The sequence below is a fragment of the Pseudomonas sp. Pseusp88 genome, from assembly GCF_047303955.1.
Taxonomy (GTDB): domain Bacteria; phylum Pseudomonadota; class Gammaproteobacteria; order Pseudomonadales; family Pseudomonadaceae; genus Aquipseudomonas.
Genome location: NZ_JBGLYM010000018.1, coordinates 50166 through 69387, shown reverse-complemented (window position 1 = coordinate 69387; position 19222 = coordinate 50166). Strand labels below are relative to the sequence as shown.

The 19222-nt window shown below is 58.4% G+C and carries 21 protein-coding genes; 15 read left to right on the top strand and 6 right to left on the bottom strand.

Annotation, left to right across the window (positions count from 1 at the left end):
* Position 1: 1 nt before the first annotated feature.
* Positions 2-508 (bottom strand): sigma-70 family RNA polymerase sigma factor, encoded by a 507-nt coding sequence (locus ACCD02_RS20875; RefSeq protein ID WP_413305921.1) that lies wholly within the window; start codon positions 506-508, stop codon positions 2-4.
* A 344-nt stretch (positions 509-852) separates the two neighbouring features.
* Here ACCD02_RS20875 and ACCD02_RS20870 point away from each other — a divergent pair, with 344 nt between their 5' ends.
* Complete coding sequence (locus ACCD02_RS20870; RefSeq protein WP_413305918.1) at positions 853-1656, top strand: phosphatase PAP2 family protein; 804 nt, start codon at positions 853-855, stop codon at positions 1654-1656.
* 127 nt (positions 1657-1783) lie between these two features.
* Here ACCD02_RS20870 and ACCD02_RS20865 read toward each other — a convergent pair whose 3' ends face one another.
* Together ACCD02_RS20865 and ACCD02_RS20860 are read right to left on the bottom strand one after the other, a co-directional pair.
* Positions 1784-2578: an ABC transporter permease gene (locus tag ACCD02_RS20865; protein ID WP_413305915.1), complete on the bottom strand. Its 795-nt coding sequence runs from the start codon at positions 2576-2578 to the stop codon at positions 1784-1786.
* Positions 2575-3264: an ATP-binding cassette domain-containing protein gene (locus tag ACCD02_RS20860; protein ID WP_413305913.1), complete on the bottom strand. Its 690-nt coding sequence runs from the start codon at positions 3262-3264 to the stop codon at positions 2575-2577. Before ACCD02_RS20860 ends, ACCD02_RS20865 begins: the two co-directional genes overlap by 4 nt.
* A gap of 98 nt (positions 3265-3362) precedes the next feature.
* On the opposite strand from ACCD02_RS20860, the gene ACCD02_RS20855 reads away from it, so the two are divergent.
* From ACCD02_RS20855 to katG, 5 genes are all read left to right on the top strand, one after another.
* A complete protein-coding gene (locus ACCD02_RS20855) occupies positions 3363-3641 on the top strand; it encodes a DUF1330 domain-containing protein (protein ID WP_413305911.1) in 279 nt (92 codons plus the stop codon).
* A gap of 119 nt (positions 3642-3760) precedes the next feature.
* Positions 3761-4219 carry a metallophosphoesterase family protein gene (locus tag ACCD02_RS20850; RefSeq protein ID WP_413306080.1) on the top strand — a complete coding sequence of 153 codons (459 nt, stop codon included), beginning with the start codon at positions 3761-3763 and terminating at the stop codon, positions 4217-4219.
* Positions 4220-4241: 22 nt separating this feature from the next.
* Entirely contained in the window at positions 4242-4799 is a 558-nt protein-coding gene (locus ACCD02_RS20845; RefSeq protein ID WP_413305909.1) for a DUF924 family protein, read from the top strand.
* Positions 4800-4946: 147 nt separating this feature from the next.
* Positions 4947-5849: a ZIP family metal transporter gene (locus tag ACCD02_RS20840; RefSeq protein ID WP_413305907.1), complete on the top strand. Its 903-nt coding sequence runs from the start codon at positions 4947-4949 to the stop codon at positions 5847-5849.
* 166 nt (positions 5850-6015) lie between these two features.
* Positions 6016-8262, top strand: coding sequence for a catalase/peroxidase HPI (katG, locus tag ACCD02_RS20835; protein WP_413305904.1), 2247 nt, complete (start codon positions 6016-6018; stop codon positions 8260-8262).
* A 158-nt stretch (positions 8263-8420) separates the two neighbouring features.
* Here the strand turns inward: katG and ACCD02_RS20830 are convergent, their stop codons facing one another.
* Positions 8421-8714 (bottom strand): DUF6388 family protein, encoded by a 294-nt coding sequence (locus ACCD02_RS20830; RefSeq protein WP_413305901.1) that lies wholly within the window; start codon positions 8712-8714, stop codon positions 8421-8423.
* Between the two features lie 130 nt (positions 8715-8844).
* Between ACCD02_RS20830 and ACCD02_RS20825 the strand changes: the two genes are divergently transcribed.
* Positions 8845-9159 (top strand): EthD family reductase, encoded by a 315-nt coding sequence (locus tag ACCD02_RS20825; RefSeq protein WP_413305898.1) that lies wholly within the window; start codon positions 8845-8847, stop codon positions 9157-9159.
* Positions 9160-9168: 9 nt separating this feature from the next.
* Here ACCD02_RS20825 and ACCD02_RS20820 read toward each other — a convergent pair whose 3' ends face one another.
* Positions 9169-9627: a DUF4124 domain-containing protein gene (locus ACCD02_RS20820; RefSeq protein WP_413305895.1), complete on the bottom strand. Its 459-nt coding sequence runs from the start codon at positions 9625-9627 to the stop codon at positions 9169-9171.
* A gap of 45 nt (positions 9628-9672) precedes the next feature.
* The gene (locus ACCD02_RS20815; protein ID WP_413306078.1) at positions 9673-10404 is read right to left on the bottom strand and encodes a S24 family peptidase; all 732 of its coding nucleotides are present in this window, start codon (positions 10402-10404) and stop codon (positions 9673-9675) included.
* Between the two features lie 178 nt (positions 10405-10582).
* Between ACCD02_RS20815 and ACCD02_RS20810 the strand changes: the two genes are divergently transcribed.
* The 8 genes from ACCD02_RS20810 to ACCD02_RS20775 all read left to right on the top strand — a co-directional run bounded on the left by ACCD02_RS20810 (position 10583) and on the right by ACCD02_RS20775 (position 19188).
* The gene (locus ACCD02_RS20810) at positions 10583-11137 is read left to right on the top strand and encodes a hypothetical protein (protein WP_413305893.1); all 555 of its coding nucleotides are present in this window, start codon (positions 10583-10585) and stop codon (positions 11135-11137) included.
* Positions 11138-11410: 273 nt separating this feature from the next.
* Positions 11411-11731: a phage holin, lambda family gene (locus tag ACCD02_RS20805; RefSeq protein WP_413305891.1), complete on the top strand. Its 321-nt coding sequence runs from the start codon at positions 11411-11413 to the stop codon at positions 11729-11731.
* 84 nt (positions 11732-11815) lie between these two features.
* The gene (locus ACCD02_RS20800) at positions 11816-12721 is read left to right on the top strand and encodes a phage tail tube protein (RefSeq protein ID WP_413305888.1); all 906 of its coding nucleotides are present in this window, start codon (positions 11816-11818) and stop codon (positions 12719-12721) included.
* 107 nt (positions 12722-12828) lie between these two features.
* Positions 12829-13272 carry a hypothetical protein gene (locus ACCD02_RS20795; protein ID WP_413305886.1) on the top strand — a complete coding sequence of 148 codons (444 nt, stop codon included), beginning with the start codon at positions 12829-12831 and terminating at the stop codon, positions 13270-13272.
* Between the two features lie 17 nt (positions 13273-13289).
* A complete protein-coding gene (locus ACCD02_RS20790; protein WP_413305884.1) occupies positions 13290-13580 on the top strand; it encodes a hypothetical protein in 291 nt (96 codons plus the stop codon).
* Between the two features lie 120 nt (positions 13581-13700).
* On the top strand, positions 13701-16724 hold the full coding sequence (locus ACCD02_RS20785; RefSeq protein WP_413305882.1) for a DUF4214 domain-containing protein: 3024 nt from the start codon (positions 13701-13703) through the stop codon (positions 16722-16724).
* Positions 16721-17626: a hypothetical protein gene (locus ACCD02_RS20780; protein WP_413305879.1), complete on the top strand. Its 906-nt coding sequence runs from the start codon at positions 16721-16723 to the stop codon at positions 17624-17626. Before ACCD02_RS20785 ends, ACCD02_RS20780 begins: the two co-directional genes overlap by 4 nt.
* Positions 17626-19188, top strand: a complete 1563-nt coding sequence (locus tag ACCD02_RS20775; RefSeq protein WP_413305877.1) for a hypothetical protein — start codon at positions 17626-17628, stop codon at positions 19186-19188. Before ACCD02_RS20780 ends, ACCD02_RS20775 begins: the two co-directional genes overlap by 1 nt.
* The last annotated feature ends 34 nt before the right edge of the window (positions 19189-19222 follow it).

Genomic DNA, 19222 nt, shown 5'->3' with positions numbered 1-19222 from the left:
CTCACAGGGCGAAATAGCAGCGCATGGCTGCCTTGTGCAGGTGGCGTTTGACCGTCGCCAGGGAGATCCCCAATTGCGTGGCGATTTCGCCATAGCTCAGGCCATCGATCTGGGCCAGCAGGAAGGCGCGCTTGACCTGGCCGGGCAGGCCGTCGAGCAGACGGTCCAGCTCCATCAGGGTTTCTAGAATGATGGCGCGGTGTTCTTCCGAAGGCACTTCCTGTTCAGGCAACTGCTGCAACGCCTGGTAATAGGCGCGCTCCAGGTCCTGGCGACGGTAGTGGTTGAACAGCACGCGCTTGGCGATGGTAGTGAGAAAGGCTCGGGGTTCATTGAGGGCGTGCTCCTGCCGATTGCTCAGCAGGCGTACGAAGGTGTCCTGAGCCAGGTCGGCGGCGCTGTGGGGGCAGCCCAGGCGACGCTGCAACCAACCGGTCAGCCAGTTGCGGTGGTCGAGATACAGGCCTTCGACACTCGACGAGGCAGGGGAAGGGGGACGCGACACCACATGACTCCGGCGCAGTTATTGCGCATGCATTTAAGAATGATTCGCATTGTAGTGTCGTGGTACTGCCAGAGCAATGGGCGATGTGCGGTGGCGTTATTTTGGCCCACGAAGTGGAAGCTTTTGCAGTGCGTCTATCTTTCCATCTGGCAGGTATCGAGACCTGCTGACATTGAACTTCGCGTCAACGAACCTGCGTTGGTGGGCGATAGCGTTCCAGCCAACATGAAACTTGCTCGCAGGCACCCATCCCCTACCGATTTTTCACGCCATCTTTACTTTTCCCACGGCATAGTTGGCACCTGGCCTGTGAAACCATCGCAGGGTTTGTGTACCAAGGGTTTGCAGTGAATACCTTCCTAGATTCCGTTCTGTTTCTGATCGCGTTCGTGCTGGTGATTCTGGGTTTGCGCATGGCCGTGCGTTATTTCTTCCTGACCCCCGAGGAGCGACTCGGCGGCAGCTTGCAACGGCCCATGACTGACTCGGCCGGGTTGATTCGTCGCCTGTTGCAGGTGGCCGGTGCGCTGGCCGTATGGCTGTTGATACTGGCAACCCTGGTGATGAAATGGCCCGGTCAACTGATACTGGACACGGCAGTCAATACCTCGCTTACGGCCTTTCGCGCGCCGTGGTTACTGCATGTGTTTTTGCTGATGACCATCCCCGGCACAGTGATCTTCGCAACCCTGGCGGTGGCCCTGGTTTCGGCGCTGCTGTTCTGGGCTGATCGGCACAAGAGCGTTATCCCCTTGTGGGTGGCATTCGTCGGGGCCGAATTCACCACCTGGGCGGTCAAGTACATCGTCAACCGCACCCGTCCGCCGTTTCTCGATGGTTTCGTCGAACTCAACCCTTCATTCCCCAGCGGGCACGCCACGGCGTCGACGGTGGTCCTGGGCTTTATCGGCTATATGCTGGCGGGCACCCTGACGCAGCGCCAGCAGCGGGTCGAAGCAGGTTTCTGGTTTGCCGCAGTGATTGCTTCGGTGTGCTTCAGTCGCGTGTTCCTCAGCCTGCACTACCTCAGCGATGTACTGGCCGGGCTGTCGATTGGTGGCATGTGGCTGCTGATCGGCATTGCCATTGCGCAATGGCAAAAGAGCAAAAGCCCCGTGCCCCAGACTTTGCGTAATTGGCATCTATTGTAAGTGGTGAGTGGCAACCCTTGCTGCTGACCCCTGTTGGGAGCGACTTCAGCCGGGAACAGAATGGGCCATTCGATACAGTTACATCGATTGAAATGCCGTCTTCCCGGCTAAAGCCGGTCCCACAGTTTCAGGTTCGCTGCTTGAGCTTATGCAGTAAAAACCGATGGCCCGGTGAAAACAGCCGCCGATAGGTCAGCAGCACTGCGCCCACTGTTCCCAGTGCTGCAGAGGCGGCGATCAGAAACATGATCACGATCTGATAGCGCACCGCATCCACCGGGTTTTCCCCGGCCAGTACCTGTCCGGTCATCATGCCCGGCAGGCTGACGATGCCCACCACGCTCATCTGGTTCAGGGTCGGGATCATTCCCGCCCGTATTGCCTGGCGCACGGCCATTTGTGCGGCCTCCCAGCGCGAGCCTCCCAGGGCCAGGATCATCTCTACCGTGCCGCGCCCCGAGGCCAGTTCCTGAGTCATGCGCTCGATGCCCAGAGACACGCCGGTCAGGGTATTGCCGAGAATCATGCCCAGAATCGGAATTGCATACTGAGGCTCGTACCATGGGCGGATGCGAATGACCACAAACAGCCCGATTGCAGCGATCAGCCATGAACTGACCCATACCGAAACGATGCTGTCGACGTATTGCCCGGCGTATCCGCGTTTGCCCCGCCCGGCGGCGGAAACGCCAGCGATCAGGGTCATCAGGCACATCAACGGCAGCACTACGTACCAGTAGGCGAACTGGAAAACCCAACCCAGCAGATAGCCGATGGCGAGCAACTGCACCACGGTACGCAGCGCAGCCACAACCAGCTGTCGGCCCAGGGCCAGTTTCAGGGCCATGGACAACAGGCCGTTGATCAGGATCAGCGCGGCGGCGATGGCCAGGTCGGTGACGGAAAGATTCTGATAATTCATTGCGATTCAGGCCCGGTCAGCACGCCAGCGTCCATTGTCCAGTGGCTGCCAGCCATGCGCCGTGCCTGTTGCAGATCGTGGGAGACCCAGATGAAGGCCCGCTCCTGCGCGGCATCAGCCTCGAACCAGGCCTGTATCAGCGCTTCGATTTCCCTTGCTGATACCGGGTCCAGAGCAGCGGTGGGTTCGTCCAGCAACAGCACGTCGGGATCTAGTTGCAGGGTTCTGATCAAGGAAACTACCTGTGCTTCTCCGCCTGACAGATCGCCCGCAGCCTTGGTGAGAAACCCTGAGCCTTTTCCGGCGCGATCCAGCAATGCCCGCACCTTGTCGATGGAAAACTGCAAATGCCTCGACGCCTTGAGGGTATAGGGAAAGCGCAGGTTGTCTTCCACCGTGCCCTCGAGCAGTACTGGCTTTTGCGACAGGTAGCAGATACGGCTGCGATAGCGCGGCACCTGTGCATCCGCAATGGGCTTGCCCTGCCAAAGGATGTCCCCGCAAGTCGCGCCATCCAGCAAGGCAAGGGTGCGCAGAAAGACGCTTTTGCCCGAGCCGGATGAACCGGTGATGGCGACGTGGTCACCTCTGCGCAAGGCGAAGTTCACAGGTTGCAGAAGGACGTGCGCACCGCCGTCGGCGACTCGCGTCAGAGCCCTGGCTTCGACCAGTATTTCACGGTCCATATTGAATATTCCGCCGTTTTACGTGGGCAGAAATTAACAGCCGGGACGTGATAGCTTCGTTAAATCCACTCACGCCTTTCATCTACCGAGGAGTCACCATGAGCGTCTACCTGTACGTTGAAATCACCGATAAAGACGAAGCCGCCAAAGCCCGTTACGCCGAGGTTGCCGGTGCAACGATTGAGAGCGTTGGCGGACGCTTCCTGACCCGCGGCCCACTGACGACCCTGCATGGCGAAAGCACCTTCGAGCGTGGGCTTATCATTGAGTTTCCGGACCGTCAGACGGCTATCGATTGGTATAACAGCCCAGCGTATCAGGGGATTCTCGAGACCCGTAATGCGGCGTTCGACAGCCGCTTCGTATTGATTGGCTGATTCAGAACTGATGTGGGACCGGCTTTAGCCGGCAAGGCTCAGGCAGGGCTGATACAGTTTTACAGTCCGGCAGATTGTCCTCTCGGCTAAAGCCGGTCCCACAGGGAAACACCTTGAATATGAAAATTGGCGTGATTTCCGATACCCACGGCCTGCTGCGCCCCGAAGCCGTTGCGGCACTGCAGGGCTGCGAGCAAATCATCCATGCCGGCGATATCGGCAAGCCGGAAATCCTTGAGCAACTGGCGGCCATCGCACCGTTGCAGGTGGTGCGCGGTAATAACGACCTGAATCTTGAGTGGGCGCGAGGCCTGGGTGATCACTTGATACTCGATCTCGATGGTTGGCAGACCCTGCTGGTTCACGACATCGCCGACGTCCCCGCTGAGCTGGATGCGACGATCAAGCTGGTTATTACCGGCCACTCCCACAAACCGCGTATCGAATGGCGCGGCGAGCGGTTGTGGCTCAATCCGGGCAGCGCCGGGCCGCGACGATTCAAGCTGCCGGTGACCTTGGCATTGCTGGATATCCAGGCGGGGGAGATCGAACCCCGGTTGGTTTCCCTGCTCGAATAACAACTCACCGCAGGCACTGATTTTGACTGATACGGCAGATAATCCGCTGATTCCCCAAACCGTCATCGAGTTCTGGAAAAAGGCCGGTCCCAAGCGCTGGTTCCGCAAGGACGATGACTTCGACCTGCTGTTTCGGGAAACCTTCTATGACGCTCATTTCCAGGCTGCCCGCCGTGAACTGGAGCACTGGATGGCCGACGCGCAAGGTGCTTTGGCGCTGCTCCTGCTGCTTGACCAATACCCGCGAAATGCCTTTCGTGGCACAGCGCATATGTTTGCCACCGATTCACTGGCCTGTTATTACGCGCGGCAAATGGTCGAGGCCGGTCTGGACCGATTGATCGAAGTGCCGTTGCGGGCGTTCTGCTATCTGCCCTTCGAGCATGCGGAAAACACTGATGACCAGCGTCTGGCTGTGCAACTGAATCAGGCCCTCGATCCCAAGGACTTCAAGTGGGCCAAAGAGCATGCGGCCATCATCCAGCGCTTCGGCCGATTTCCCCATCGCAATGCGCTTTTGGGGCGAGTGAGCACCGAGGAGGAACTGGCGTTTCTCAAGGATGGCGGGTTTTCTGGCTGAATCCCCGGTCCACAAAAGCTGCCAGTGAATACCACCCGTCGTGATTCGCAAATATTTTTAAACCTTTAAGGCCCTCAGACGTTTCTGATATCCGTGGGCGTCATCTCCGTGTCGCCATCGAGTGCTCAGCAGCAGTGGGGAGGTCACGTGGCAGAATCGGTTTCGCCCGACAGGGGCACGGTGCATTACTGGTCAGGCGTATCGTTCTGGTTGACCTTGGCGGTGGTGGCGGGTTTGTTGCTGGCCAGCGGCTATAGCGCCCTGACCGGTGCCAGCGGCGATCACCTGCGCCTGGCCATGCTTGGCGGCACCGGCGGTTTCGCCGCGACGGCACTGGGCGCAGTGTTTGCCCTGATCCTGCGTAACATTGCCGCACGTACCCAGGACATCATGCTGGGCTTCGCGGCGGGCATGATGCTGGCCGCCAGTTCCTTTTCCCTGATCCTGCCCGGCATTGATGCGGCACAGGCCCTGGTCACCAACAAGGTACTGGCCGCCGGGGTCGTGGTGATTGGGCTGGGCCTGGGTGTGGCGCTGATGATCGGCCTCGATCGTTTCGTACCTCATGAACATCAGGACCTCGGCCGCAAGGGCCCGGAAGTTCAGCGAATCAATCGGATCTGGTTGTTCGTTCTGGCCATAACCCTGCACAACCTGCCCGAGGGCATGGCCATCGGTGTCAGCTTCGCCGATGGCGATATGAAGGTCGGCCTGCCCCTGACCACCGCCATTGCCATCCAGGATATTCCCGAAGGCCTCGCCGTCGCCCTGGCCCTGCGAGTAACCGGCATCAGTGCCTGGAAAGCCGCGCTGATTGCCGTCGGCTCGGGCTTGATGGAGCCCTTGGGCGCCCTGATCGGCCTGGGCGTGTCCATGAGTTTTGCTCTGGGCTATCCCATCGCTCTAGGGTTGGCGGCCGGGGCGATGATCTTTGTGGTCTCCCACGAAGTGATCCCCGAGACCCACCGCAATGGCCATGAAACTCCGGCGACCCTGGGCCTGATGCTGGGGTTTGCGGTGATGATGTTTCTGGATACGGCGTTGGGTTAAAGCCTCACATCCGGGCAAGAAAGAATCTCTCTATCACCCTCAAATAGTGAGGCTATTAGACCTGCGTCCAGACGCGGCTATCTTTATTCAGGTTCTGCACCCGTGTGCCCCTGATCAGGACATAAAACAAGGCGTAAGCCCGCACCATTACCTGAGGTAGCCCGACATGACCACTGAATCAAAATGCCCGTTCAACCACGCCGCTGGCGGCGGCACCACCAACCGTGACTGGTGGCCGAACCAGTTGAATTTAAAGATCCTGCATCAGCACTCGTCGCTGTCCGACCCCATGGGCGAGGCGTTCGACTATGCCAAAGAGTTCCAGAGTCTGGATTTCGAGGCGGTCAAACAGGACCTGCGCGCCCTGATGACCGATTCTCAGGACTGGTGGCCCGCTGACTTTGGCCACTATGGCCCGCTGTTCATTCGCATGGCCTGGCACAGTGCCGGTACCTATCGCACCGGTGATGGCCGGGGCGGCGCCGGGGCAGGGCAGCAGCGTTTCGCCCCGCTCAACAGCTGGCCAGACAACGTCAGCCTGGATAAGGCACGACGCCTGATCTGGCCGATCAAGCAGAAATATGGCCGCAAGATTTCCTGGGCTGACCTGATCGTACTCACCGGTAACGTTGCCCTGGAAACCATGGGCTTCAAGACCTTCGGTTTCTCCGGCGGTCGCCCGGACGTCTGGGAGCCGGACGAAGACGTGTATTGGGGCAACGAGAAAGTCTGGCTGGGCGGCGACACCCGCTACGGCAAGGCTCAACCGCCCGGTGATGGGGCTCTGGTCGCCGAGCCGGAAAAACACGGTCAGGAAGAAAGCCGCACTGATCCTGCCGGGCGCAACCTGGAAAATCCCTTGGCCGCCGTGCAGATGGGCCTGATTTACGTGAACCCGGAAGGACCGGAAGGCGTGCCCGACCCAGTAGCCTCGGCCCTGGATATCCGCGAAACCTTCGGCCGCATGGCCATGAATGACGAAGAAACGGTCGCGCTGATCGCCGGTGGCCACGCCTTTGGCAAGACCCATGGTGCCGGCCCGGCCTCCCATGTTGGCCCCGAACCGGAAGCGGCGGGCCTGGAAGAACAGGGCTTTGGCTGGAGAAGCAGCTTCGGCAGCGGCAAGGGCGGTGACGCCATCACCAGTGGCCTGGAAGTGACCTGGACGTCGACCCCGACCCAATGGAGCAACGAGTACCTGGAAAACCTGTTCGGCTTCGAGTGGGAGTTGACCAAGAGCCCGGCCGGGGCCCATCAGTGGACGCCGAAAGACGGCGCGGGAGCGGGCAAGATTCCCGACGCCCACGACCCGAGCAAACGCCGCGCACCGAGCATGCTCACCTCGGACCTTGCCCTGCGTTTCGACCCGATCTACGAGCCCATCGCCCGACGTTTTCTGAATAATCCGCAGCAACTGAGCGATGCATTCTCCCGCGCCTGGTTCAAACTGACCCACCGCGATATGGGCCCGCTGTCCCGTTATCTTGGTCCGGAAATGCCGACCGAAGAACTGCTCTGGCAGGACCCGATTCCCGAAGTCGATCACCCGCTGGTGAACGATCAGGACGTGGCCGCGCTCAAGGCCAAGGTGCTGGCCTCGGGGTTGACCGTCTCGCAGCTGGTGTCTACCGCATGGGCGGCTGCATCGACTTTCCGTGGCTCCGATAAACGCGGCGGCGCCAACGGTGGTCGCCTGCGTCTGGCGCCACAGAAGGATTGGCCGGTCAATCAGCCGGAGCAACTGACTCGTGTGCTCAGCATCCTCGAAGGCATTCAGGGGGAATTCAATGCAAGCGGCAAGAAAATCTCCCTGGCCGACTTGATTGTGCTGGCGGGCAGTGCCGGGGTCGAACTGGCGGCGAGCAAGGCCGGTTTTCAACTGAACGTGCCCTTTACGCCGGGGCGCATGGACGCCTCTCAGGAGCAGACCGATGTCGAGTCGTTCGCTTTCCTTGAGCCCGTCGCTGACGGCTTCCGCAACTATCTCAAGGGCCAGTACAGGGTGTCCGCTGAAGCGCTGTTGGTGGACAAGGCGCAATTGCTGACCCTGACCGCGCCGGAAATGACCGTACTGCTCGGCGGCCTGCGGGTGCTCAAGGCCAATGTCGGCGACAGCGCCCACGGCGTGTTCACCCAGCAACCGGAGGCCCTGACCAACGACTTCTTCATTAACCTGCTGGATATGAACACGGAGTGGCGACCAGGCTTCAATGACACCTTCGAGGGCCGTGACCGCAAGACCGGTGCTACCAAGTGGACCGGTACCCGTGTCGATCTGGTGTTCGGATCACATGCGCAGTTGCGGGCGATTGCCGAGGTCTATGGCAGTGCCGATGCCCGGGACAAGTTCGTCGCGGATTTCGTCAAGGCGTGGGTCAAGGTGATGAATCTGGACCGGTTTGATCTGAAGTAGTAGCTCACCCAAGGACGCCAGGTGAGCAGGTGGGAGCGGATTCATCCGCGAAGACGGTATTTCAATCGATGAAGATCCATCGAGTGTACCGACCTCTTCGCGGATAAATCCGCTCCCACTCATGCGTCGCTCCCCGAAAGGGGGAGTGAATGCAAATCTCACTCCTGAATCGCATTCACCGCGCAATACTCAGCCCATTCCATACCCAGCGCCTCGGCCACTTGACGGTGGGCTTCCAGGCGCATGGCCTTGAGCTGCTCGGGCGTTTCAGCGATCCATTGCAGGGCAAACTCCCAGGTCTCGATGCCCAGTGCCTCGGCTTCGTCCTCGAAGGCCCATTGCGTCTGTTGCTTCTGCTCGTGGGCGTTCAGGTCCTTGATCTCGTCCTGCAACGTGGCGTTGCTCGCGAGGTATTTCGCCAGTGCGGCGTCATTCCATTCCAATGCATCCATGGCGGTACTCCTGCGTGGGTGGGATAAGCCGGCGGGGGATTGTGCGCGATAGCGTAGACGGCTACCAGCATACGTGTAGAGTCGGCAGAGTTTTTCGTGGTTTCAAGTTTCCGACGACGAGGAAGATCAGATGATCAAAGTGAGTGTGATGTATCCGTATCAGGAGGGCGCCCGGTTCGATCACGATTACTACCGTGACCAGCACATGCCCCTGGTGCAGTCGCTGATGGGCGAGGCCTGCAAGCGGTATGCGGTCGACAAAGGTATTGGTGGCGGCATTCCCGGCTCTGCGCCGATGTTCGAAGCGGCCTGCCATATCTATTGCGAATCGGTGCAGGCTTTTCAGGACGCCATCGGTCCGCACTCGGCGGTGATCCAGGCCGATATCATCAATTACACCGACCTGACGCCGGATATCCAGATCAGTGAAGTGCGGATCGGCTGAGCATGTCGATCACGGGTGGACGATAACCTTGCCGCCATCGAAGTTGCCGTAGGTGATCTTGATCTTGCTGGCTTCCTTGGCGGTGGATTGGCCGCCGGAAGGGTCGAAGCATTCGGCTTCGTAGCGTGCTTCCAGGCAATTTGACGGTACTTTGGGCGGTGGCGGGCGCATCGCCTGATTGCTCTTGTACAGGTCTGACTCAACGAGGGTGGTTCTGGCACCCAAAGGGATCTGCAGGATCCGTGTGGCATTGTTATTGATGATCAAGACATGATCCGCAGGCTCACCGTCGCGTGCCAGAAGCGGCGGCCCGCCTCGTTGCAGGGCGACATCACCGACGCCATCCGGGCAGGCGGTCGAGGAGTAGATGATTTTGCCCTCAGGCGTGGTGCATTTGAAGATTTCGCTGTACGCATTCGTGCAAACAACGGCTGCGGTGGCCGCCAGAGCAAACGATATCCGTTTCATCGCTAACACTCCCTGTTAATGGCGCAAGGCTAGCATTTGCCCCCCTTATCGGGCAAACATCCCCCACCAGAACACATGGCCAAGAATGGCGATCTGCTCTTCCTGAATCTGCTGAAAGGTGTAGTCCTCGTCCGGGTGCTCGTCACGGTTGAAGCTGCGAAACCGGATGCCCGACGGCAGGCGATAGACCTGCTTCACCCGCAACTGGCCGTTATGGTTGATGGCATAGAGATCGCCATCGACGATATCGCCAATGGCCGACTTGCCGACATTGACCCCAACAGTGGCGCCATCGCGAAGTACCGGCAACATGCTGTTGCCACGCACGGTGACGCATTTGGCCTGATCGAACTGCACGCCGTTATGGCGCAGGCTGCGCTTGCCAAAGCGCAGCGATGCGTTGGAGCTCTCCTCGATCACGAATCTTCCTGATCCTGCCGCCAATTCAACCTCGCGAAGAAAAGGGACCGACACTTCATCGTCGTCCAGAGGCGTCTGATCGTCCCAGATGCTGATGTCCTGTAGCTCGGTATGCGCCGCATTCGTCCGTGCCGCCGCCGCAGCCAGGGGCACACGCCCGCGTAGCTGGTCGGTGGTCACGCGAAAATACTCGGCGATTTTCGAGATGTGCTTGTCTGCCGGATCGGCGATTTTATCGTTGAGGATCCGGGAAAGCGTGGATTGAGGCACTTCGGTGCGGCGATGGAGTTCCGTGGGGGAAATTCCGTCCCGGGCCAGCAGCTCTCTTAAAACGGTCGATACGGTGCGATTGTGCATGGCGTGCATATTGATTCGCGTTTGTGCATATTGCAAATGCTATTTTGCAATTGATTTTATGCATAAATGCATATATCGTTGTTTTCGTCAGCGAGAAATCCACTGCCAGGCCCGTCATCGAGGGGCTGCGATCAAGACGATTTTGAGGCTGTTTTCTATTGCACGGGAGTCCAGCGCAATGATTTATCGAAACGTTTTAGCCGCCGTCGTCCGGGTCCTGGCCGCCGACACCATGAGCGATATCAAGAGCCAGTCCTGGCAGACCCAGGTAGCGCCGGGGGAGGTCACCCGGCGCGGCAATGGCCTGAGCAAGGCCGAGATGAAAATCTATGACTGCTGGCTCCATGCACGATTGCATTCTTCCTTGTCCGAAGAACATTGGAGCGCCCTGGTGGGAAAATTTTCCACCCACCTGACGCAAAAGATCGCCGCGCTGCAACTGCTCACTCCCCTGATCAACACCCCGGCGCCCTCGCTGTTCCGTGAGCGTTGCGTGGTGACCTGGGGCTTTCCTCTGGTCAAAGGCGCAGCCCAAGGCAAACGCTCCACTGCTGTATTGCCCGCGGCCTGGTATGACATGTCCAACTGGGATGACGAGATTCGCTCGGAACGTACGCGGCAACGTTGGGCCGCCGGTATTCGTCGCGATCTGGAAGGGCGGGTGAATCTGGCATTGCTCAGGGCTCAGGACCTGTTTGAAGCGGAAGGCATACTGAATGAAGAGGTGGCCTGACAGCTATTAAGTGTTCATGTTAGTTGTCTGAGTAGAATATTTTTTCACTAATAACCCGGTTAATTCCGGGTTGTTGTGTGGTTGTTATTTGTGGTTTTAAATTTTTAAAAAAGTCTATAAATATGTATTTACAAGCGTGTCGCCGTAACGTAGATTTTCTCCATGCTGTTGTTTTTGTGAGTGACACAACAACAGTCTAACTAATCCTCTTATAGACAAAGCTTCGTCATTCCAACTTCAACAACTTTCCACTTTTATTTAGCGAGAGCCACCATGACGCCGGATAACGATCCGTCATTCTGGGCCGGCATCTGGCAGGCCCTCACACATCCTTCATGGCAAGGCGCAGTCATGGCCGTGATCATTTCTATCCTGCGCGTTCTCTATGACGCCAAGGAAACCAGTACGTTGCGCATCATCCTTGAAGCCCTGATCTGTGGCGGCCTCAGCTTGTCGGCCAGCAGCATCATCGAATGGATGGCCTGGCCATCCAACTTGTCCATTGGCGCCGGCGGCGCGATCGGCTTTATCGGGGTCACGGCTATTCGTGAACTGATTATTCGCCTGATCAGTCGCAAAGTTGACGCCGCTTGAATTACGCCAGTAACTAACTATCCCTGTTGCAATACCCACCCACACCCGCCAATGAGCGGGTTTTTTTGTTTATGGAGATACACAATGAGCACACTCGCCAACGGTTCTGCTGTACAGACTTTCTATGTTGAAGAAGTCAACGGCGCCATCCCGGCCACGCCGGCCTGGAAGCCGATCCGCTTCGTCACTGCCGGCCTGACGCCGACCGTCAACGAAGTCACCACCGCAGAAATCAACCAGACCCGCCAACAGGCGGCCAGCCGTGGCGGCACCTACAGCGTCGCCGGTGATATTGCCGTGGAGCTGTCCTTCAGCAGTTTCGACGACCTGATCCAGGCCGCCATGCAAGGCACCTGGGACAACGACACCCTGCTGATCGGCAAGAACGACCGTTCCTTCGCGATTCTTGAACGCCACACTGACATCGGCGTCGATTACCTGTACTCCGGCTGCCGCGTCGGCACCATGGCTATCAGCTCGCCGATCAACGCCCCGGTCGGCGTCACCTTTAGCATGATCGGCACCCGCGCCGAGAAATACACCCTGGCCGTGGGTTCGACCTTCATCGCCCCGACGGCCACCGACATCATGATCACCACCAACCTGGCCCTGACCGAAGGCGGCGTACCGGTGGCTTACGCCACAGAATGGAGCGTTAACCTCAACAACGGCATGGAAGCGCTGTTCGCCCTGGGCAATCGCGAAGCCTTCGACATCAGCAACGGCGTGGCCGTGGTCACCGGCTCCATGAGTGCCTACCTGGTCGATGCGGTGTTGTGGGACAAGGTTCTCAATGAAACCAGGACCTCCCACAAGATCGAGTTCACCGAAGGCGCCGACAGCTACACCCTGGAACTGCCCAACGTGCGCTACACCCAGGGCCAGAAACAAGTCAGCGGCCCCGGCGCGATCATCCCGCAATACACCGTCAGTGCCGGTTACGACGGCACGGTGGGCAGCACCATGAAAATCACCCGCTCCGCTGCCTGATAAATCCGCTCCCACTGGCTTTGACTGCCCTGTGGGAGCGAATTCATTCGCGAATACGTCGGCGTATCCGTCGCACTTCTGCCTGATGTCCCTTACTGGAGAATTCCATGACCACCAAAACCGAAAAAACCACCAACAAACCCGAAACCCCAGCCATCAAACCCTTCGCCCTGTCCGATTTCTTCGCCCTGGCTGCCATCGAAAAGGGCAAGAAACTGCCCCTGACCCTGCCCGACGGCACGCCCACCGAGCATTACCTGATCGTGGTCAGCTCCGATGCCCCGGCCGCGCGCCGTCGCCTGCTGGAGCTCAGCCGCGAAGGGCGCGACCGTGACGAAGCGAAGCTGTCCCTCGATGAAATCTACGAGATCACCAGTGCCGGTACCCTCAAATACCGCTCGGCCCTGGTCATCGGTTGGTCGTTCGACGTGCCGTTCAGCAGCGAGGCGGTCATGGAACTGCTGGCGCAAAACCCCGGCCTGTCCCAGGAAGTCGAAGCCCTGGCGAGTAACCGCTCGCGTTTTTTCGCGTCAGACTCGACGGCCTCCTGAGTCACTGGGAAGGTGAAATGCGCCTGAGCAAAGTGCCTGCGGGCTCCGACGCCAGCGTGCGCGATCACCTGACCCGGGTCTGGAAGTTGACCGGCCACAAACCCAGGGAACTGGATATTCCGCCCATGCCCGAAGGCATGGACTATCTGGCCGGGCTGTACTGGGAATGCAAGCGCACCAGCGACCCCCTGACCTGGCTGGAAATGCAGGCCTGGACCCGCCTCATGGACCGCCAGCTCGAACCCGAGGAACTGCGCGCGCTGATGCGCATGGACACGATCCATTACCGGGTGATCCATGAACCCTGAACACCCCACACCCGCCACGGCGGGTTTTTTATTGTCCGGAGAACACTATGTGCCCCGAATATTTTTACCTGAGACAGGAGGCCGACCCAGGACATCGGGTTGAACCCGGGAGGTCTGGCCATGACTGACACAACCAATGTAGTGATCAAGGTTGATAGCAGTCAGGCGCGGGCGGCGAATAAAGATGTTGCGGCGTTGCAGAAGTCTGTCGTCGGCCTGACTGCCGATTTGAAGAAGATGACTGCAGCGTCCACGGCCATGAATGCTGCCAGTACTACGTACATCAAAAAGACGCTTGATGCTGGCGCAACGGCGAGCCTGGGACAGGCGAGCAGTAAAGACACCGGCGTTTCGAATGCGGTTACGAACGCAACCAGCGGCAAAACCGATAGCGCTGCAGTCAAGGCCGGAACCGAAAGCGCGTTCAGCACCTTCAGCAAAGGTGCCGTTGAGCTGGTGGACAAAGCCTTCGTCGATATCTTCAAGAATGTCGACAAGGGCTTCAAAGGTTTCTCCGAGAAGATGGTTGCGGGCTTCAAGCAGCTATTGGCCGAAATGCTGACCAACGCACTGGTCAAGCCGGTGATTACCTCAATGATCGGCTCGCTGGGGCTTGGTTCTTCCGGCAATGCAAGTGCGGGCAGTCCCAGCATTACGTCGATTTTGAGCTCGCTGGGGAAGAGTGCGAATACATTTTTCGATCTCGGCAATAGCTCGTTTTTCAACACCATTTCCGCAAGCTGGAACCGAAGCAGCGGTGTGCTCAACAGTGTAGGAAATGTGCTGAGCGATGGTTTCGATTACATCAAGTCAGCAGCTTCGAGTTTTGTCTCCAATGGTGCCACCGCCAGCGCAACGGCGGCTCAGCAGGCAGGCGCAGCGGCGGGCAATTCCCTCGGCGCAAATGCCGGTCAGTATGCTGCCACGCAGGCAGGCCTAAGTGCCGTATCAGCGTTTACTTATGGTCTAGGCGGTGCAATCGAAGGTTATATGAAAGCCGGTGTGAAGGGCGCGGTCGCGGGCGCCAGTGGGGCCGTGGCAGGAGCTTACGCGGGCTCGTACATAGGGACTGCTGTTTTTCCGGGGGTTGGCAGTGCCGTCGGCGCAGCCATTGGCGCAGTTCTCGGCGGCATGTTCGGCTCCTCCCTGTTCGGTGGCGACTGGGTTACCAAAGATCAGGGCATTCAACTGGGCGTTTCGAAGGGCGACTTCTCCGCCGACCAATTCGAATATCAGAAGAAAAAGGGCGGCCTGTTCAGCAGCAATAAAAAGCGCACGCGGATCACTGCACTTGATCCGGCCATGCAGACAGCCCTCGACAACACCTATGATGCCACTGAGGGCTCGGTGCTGGGCCTGTTCGCGATGCTCAACGTCAAGCTCAACGACGGCGTGCTCGACGGCCTGAACATGGCCTCCACACAAATCAGCACCAAAGGTAAAACCGCCGACCAGATTAAGGCGGACATTACCGACTGGTTTACCAAACTGGCCGACGCCTCGGTCCTGGCCATCTCCGACGCCACGCAAGCCGACACCCGTGGTTTTACCTTTGAAACCCTGACCACCTTCGTCAAAAACCTCTACGGCGTTAACGACGTCCTGAAAAACCTCAATGTCGGGCTGTTCCAGACCAGCGTGCAGGGCGGTTTCATGGCTGAGCAACTGAGCCTGCTGGCCGGTGGTTTCGACAAGCTGAGCAGCGGCGCGGCGACCTATTACGACAAGTTCTTCAGCGACACGGAAAAAGCCGACAACGTTCTGACTGCGGTCAGCAAAGAGTTCAAGGACCTGGGCGTCAACCTGCCGTCCAGCCGCGATGCCTATCGCGATCTGGTCGAGTCTCAGGACATCACCACCGAGTCCGGCCGCAGCATGCTGGCCAAGCTGATTACCCTGGCCGGTGATGCATCATCCGCCTACGACATCCTCGAGTCCCGGGCCAAGTCGGCTCGCGATGCAGCGCTTGCAGCGCAGGATGCGGCACTCGCGGCGGCGACTACCTCGGTCAACAACGCGTTCAGCGCCGTACAACGGGCCGTGGCGGCGGAACAAAAGAATGTGACTGACGCCTACAACGCCCGAGTCGGTTCGCTTAACGACATGGCGGCTACGGCGCAGAAAAGCATTTCCGACATGACCGGCATCAGCAATGCCCTGGCCAATGCCCTCAAAGCCTTGCGCGGCACCTCCAGCGACGCCGTGAAAATGCTCCGTAACCAGGCCCAGGCCACCTTGCAGGCGGCATTGGCGACCGCCCGTTCCGGCGGCTCCATCAGCGGTGTCAGCGGCCTGGACGACGCGCTGTCCACGGTCAGCAGCAATACCACGGACCTCTACAGCTCCCTGGAAGACTTCAACCGCGATCAGGGCCGCACCGCCAACGTGGTCGCCGAACTCAACGGGCTGACCAATAGCCAACTGAGCACCGAAGAACAACTGCTGGCCACGGTGCAGGAGCAGATCAAAAGCGCCAAGGATCAATACGACGACGAAATGGCGCGGCTGGACAAGCAACTCGATACCGCCCAGAAGCAGCTCGATGCCCTGAACGGCGTCGATAACTCGGTGATTTCGGTGGCCCAGGCCATCGCCAATCTGGGCTCGGCGATCAGCGCGGCAGCGGCGGTCAAATCGGCAGTGGCCAGTGGCAGCATTGGTGCCAGCCCTGTGTTGAATAGCGGGTCGGGCGGGGCGCCCAGCCCGAATGACCTCAATAGCCTGTATCAAAGCGTCCTCGGTCGGGACGCCGATCCGGCCGGGATGATGTATTGGGCAGGGCAATTGGGCAGCGGTGCACAAACCGCCGACACCATCGCCAACGCCATCCGCAACGACGCCATCAAAAACGGCGAAATCCCGCGCTATGCCGCAGGCGGCATGTTCGGTGGCGGCCTGCGTCTGGTCGGGGAAAACGGTCCGGAACTGGAAGTCACCGGACCTTCGCGCATCTACAGCGCCAACCAGACCGCCTCGATGCTCAACGGCTCGGGCAGCGCCGACGCGACCGTGGCCGAGCTGCGTCAGCTGCGTGTGGAGATCCATAACGACCTGTCGCAGATCGCCCGCTACAGCGAAAAAACCGCCTACGGCATCCGCCAACAGAACGAGTCAGGCATCGCCCTGCAGGAGGTGGCGGCATGAAAGTCGTACCGCCCATTGAAATCACCCCCGCGAAAGTGATCGCCAACAACGTCCCGGAAACGGACTACCCGCTCTGGGCAGCTGCGACGACCTATCCGGTGGGCACACGGGTGATGCTCAATCACCGCAACTACGAATCCCTGGTCGCCCACAGCAACCGCAACCCGGAAACCGACAGCGTCATCCCCCCGGCCTGGCTGGACCTTGGTCCGACCAACCGCTGGAAGATGTTCAACAAACGCGCCGGCAACACCTGGCTGATCGGCACCGGCACCAGTAACCCGGACAGCATCGACCTGACCATCCGCCCCGGCGCCCGGGTCAACTCCATCGGCCTGGTCGGCGTCAAAGCCTCCACTGTGCATATCACCATGCTGGTCGGCGGCGCCGTGGTCTATGACGAAACCTTCACCATGTCGAACAAGGCCGGTGGCAGCTGGTATCGCTACTACTTCGGCCAGTTCGTCATCAAGGACAACGTCGCCCAGTTTGACCTGCCCGCATTCAGCAACGCCGATATTCGTGTGGTTGCCAATGCACCGGGCTCAACCGCCGAAATCGGCATGCTGATCATGGGCATGTCCAAGGACATTGGCGTCGCCGTCTATGGCTCCGGCCTGGGTACGGAAAGTTACTCATCGATCAAGGAAGACGACTTCGGCAACGTCAGCATCGTCCCGCGCGGGCGCAGGCGTTATGTCGATTTCAACATCGTCATGCGCGGCAGCCAGGTTTCCAGCGCACTGCGCGCCCTGGAACCCCTGAGCGACACCGCCGCGCTCTATATCGGCAGTGAAGATGTCGATTCCACCATCATCGTCGGCCGCTTCGAAAGACTCGCACTCGTGCTCTCCACTTACGACCGCGCCGAATACTCCCTCGAAATCAGGAGCCTTATGTAATGACTACTTCAACTACACCACCACTACTTACTCCACTTCCACCCGCGCCACTGCCGACTGATGCCGAGGCTGTGTTTGATGCCAAGGCCGGGGCATCGCTGACGGCACAGGCTGTGATGGTGGGGGAGGTTAATACTGCGTTGGCTTGGCAGGCGGATTCGATGGATGCGAGCCTGAGCTACAAGAACGCTGCCGCAGAGAGCGCCACGGCGGCGGCCAACTCCGCGAGCTCTGCCACCGCAAGTGCGGCGGCCGCTACAACGAACGGCGCGGCCCAGGTTGCTCTTGCGACGACCCAGGCAAGCAACGCCGCTGCGTCCTCTTCATCGGCCCAGGTGTCCGCAGCTGCTGCGGGGGCCGCCGCAGGTTTGCCGAGCTTTAGTGGCAAGGATGCATTTGATGTATTACGTATTAACTCCACTAAAAATGGTGTTGAATGGGGTAAGTCTGGCCAATCGATAGGTGATCTGTTGATGACTGCTCGCTCTCCCGGGGCAACGTATGCCGCCACTAATCGAGCAATCTACCTACAGTCTGCATACCCTGATTTATATGCACTTATTGGGGCTAAACCAGACGTAGATAGATCGATAATTACTTTTGGTCCTATTAACCAATCTTTTTCGTCCGACTCAATTTCCTACATGGCGACGGCTGATAGCGGTTCACTTATCATCGCATGTTGCACTAACGTTGATTTTTGCTACACGTCATCAGACAGGGGAATTACTTGGATAAGAAGGCCAATGCCCAGTACGGGGTCTAGCCGGTACTCTCTTGGCGTTTCAAACGGTGTATTCCTACTGACTCAGCAGTCAAGCTCGACACAATACTGGACCACAACAGACGGTATCACCTGGACTTCAAGATTATTCGGGACTACCGTTGCGAACCCTCTGGTATCCTCGATAAACGGGCTATTTGTAGTTGCTCAGTCCAATACAACTAGCGTCTACCAAACCTCACCAGATGGCATAAATTGGACAGTTAGGTCTGGGATGGCAAACATTGGTGTTGCAGCATTTATACCGTTAAATGGTAAGCTAATCGGTATTTCTTCCGGCACTTCGTTTTATATGCTCAGCTCAGACGGGATAAATTGGTTGTCTCTTCAAGCGCCAGGGCAGTACTCTTCGTTTTGGTATTCAGGTGGGGTCTATTACGCTAATACCAATACCGACCCTGCAGTGCTGTATTCAACCACCGATATTACCGTAGGTATTTTAGGCTGGACTCGCATTACTGGAGTTTTCCCTGCTAATACCGCCACGTGGGCTTTTAATGGCGCTATGGTGTCTACAACTGACTCATGTATTGTTCTAGCCACTACGGGGAACTCTGTAGCGGTTTCATCTGATAATGGATTGACCTGGGTTTTTAGGTCGGTTCCCTTTGCGTTTAATTATCCTTTCCAGTTTGAAAGCAAGTTTATGGCCTTTGCAGGTACTTCAGTAGCAAACCTGCCGTATCGTTCCTATGACAAAACTACCAGCTTCATAACGCCAAAAGTTAATATTCAACCGGCCCCAATAGTAACCTATATTAAGGGTAAATTAGCATGATTACGGTTTATCAGTGGGACGAAAAGGGAGTATA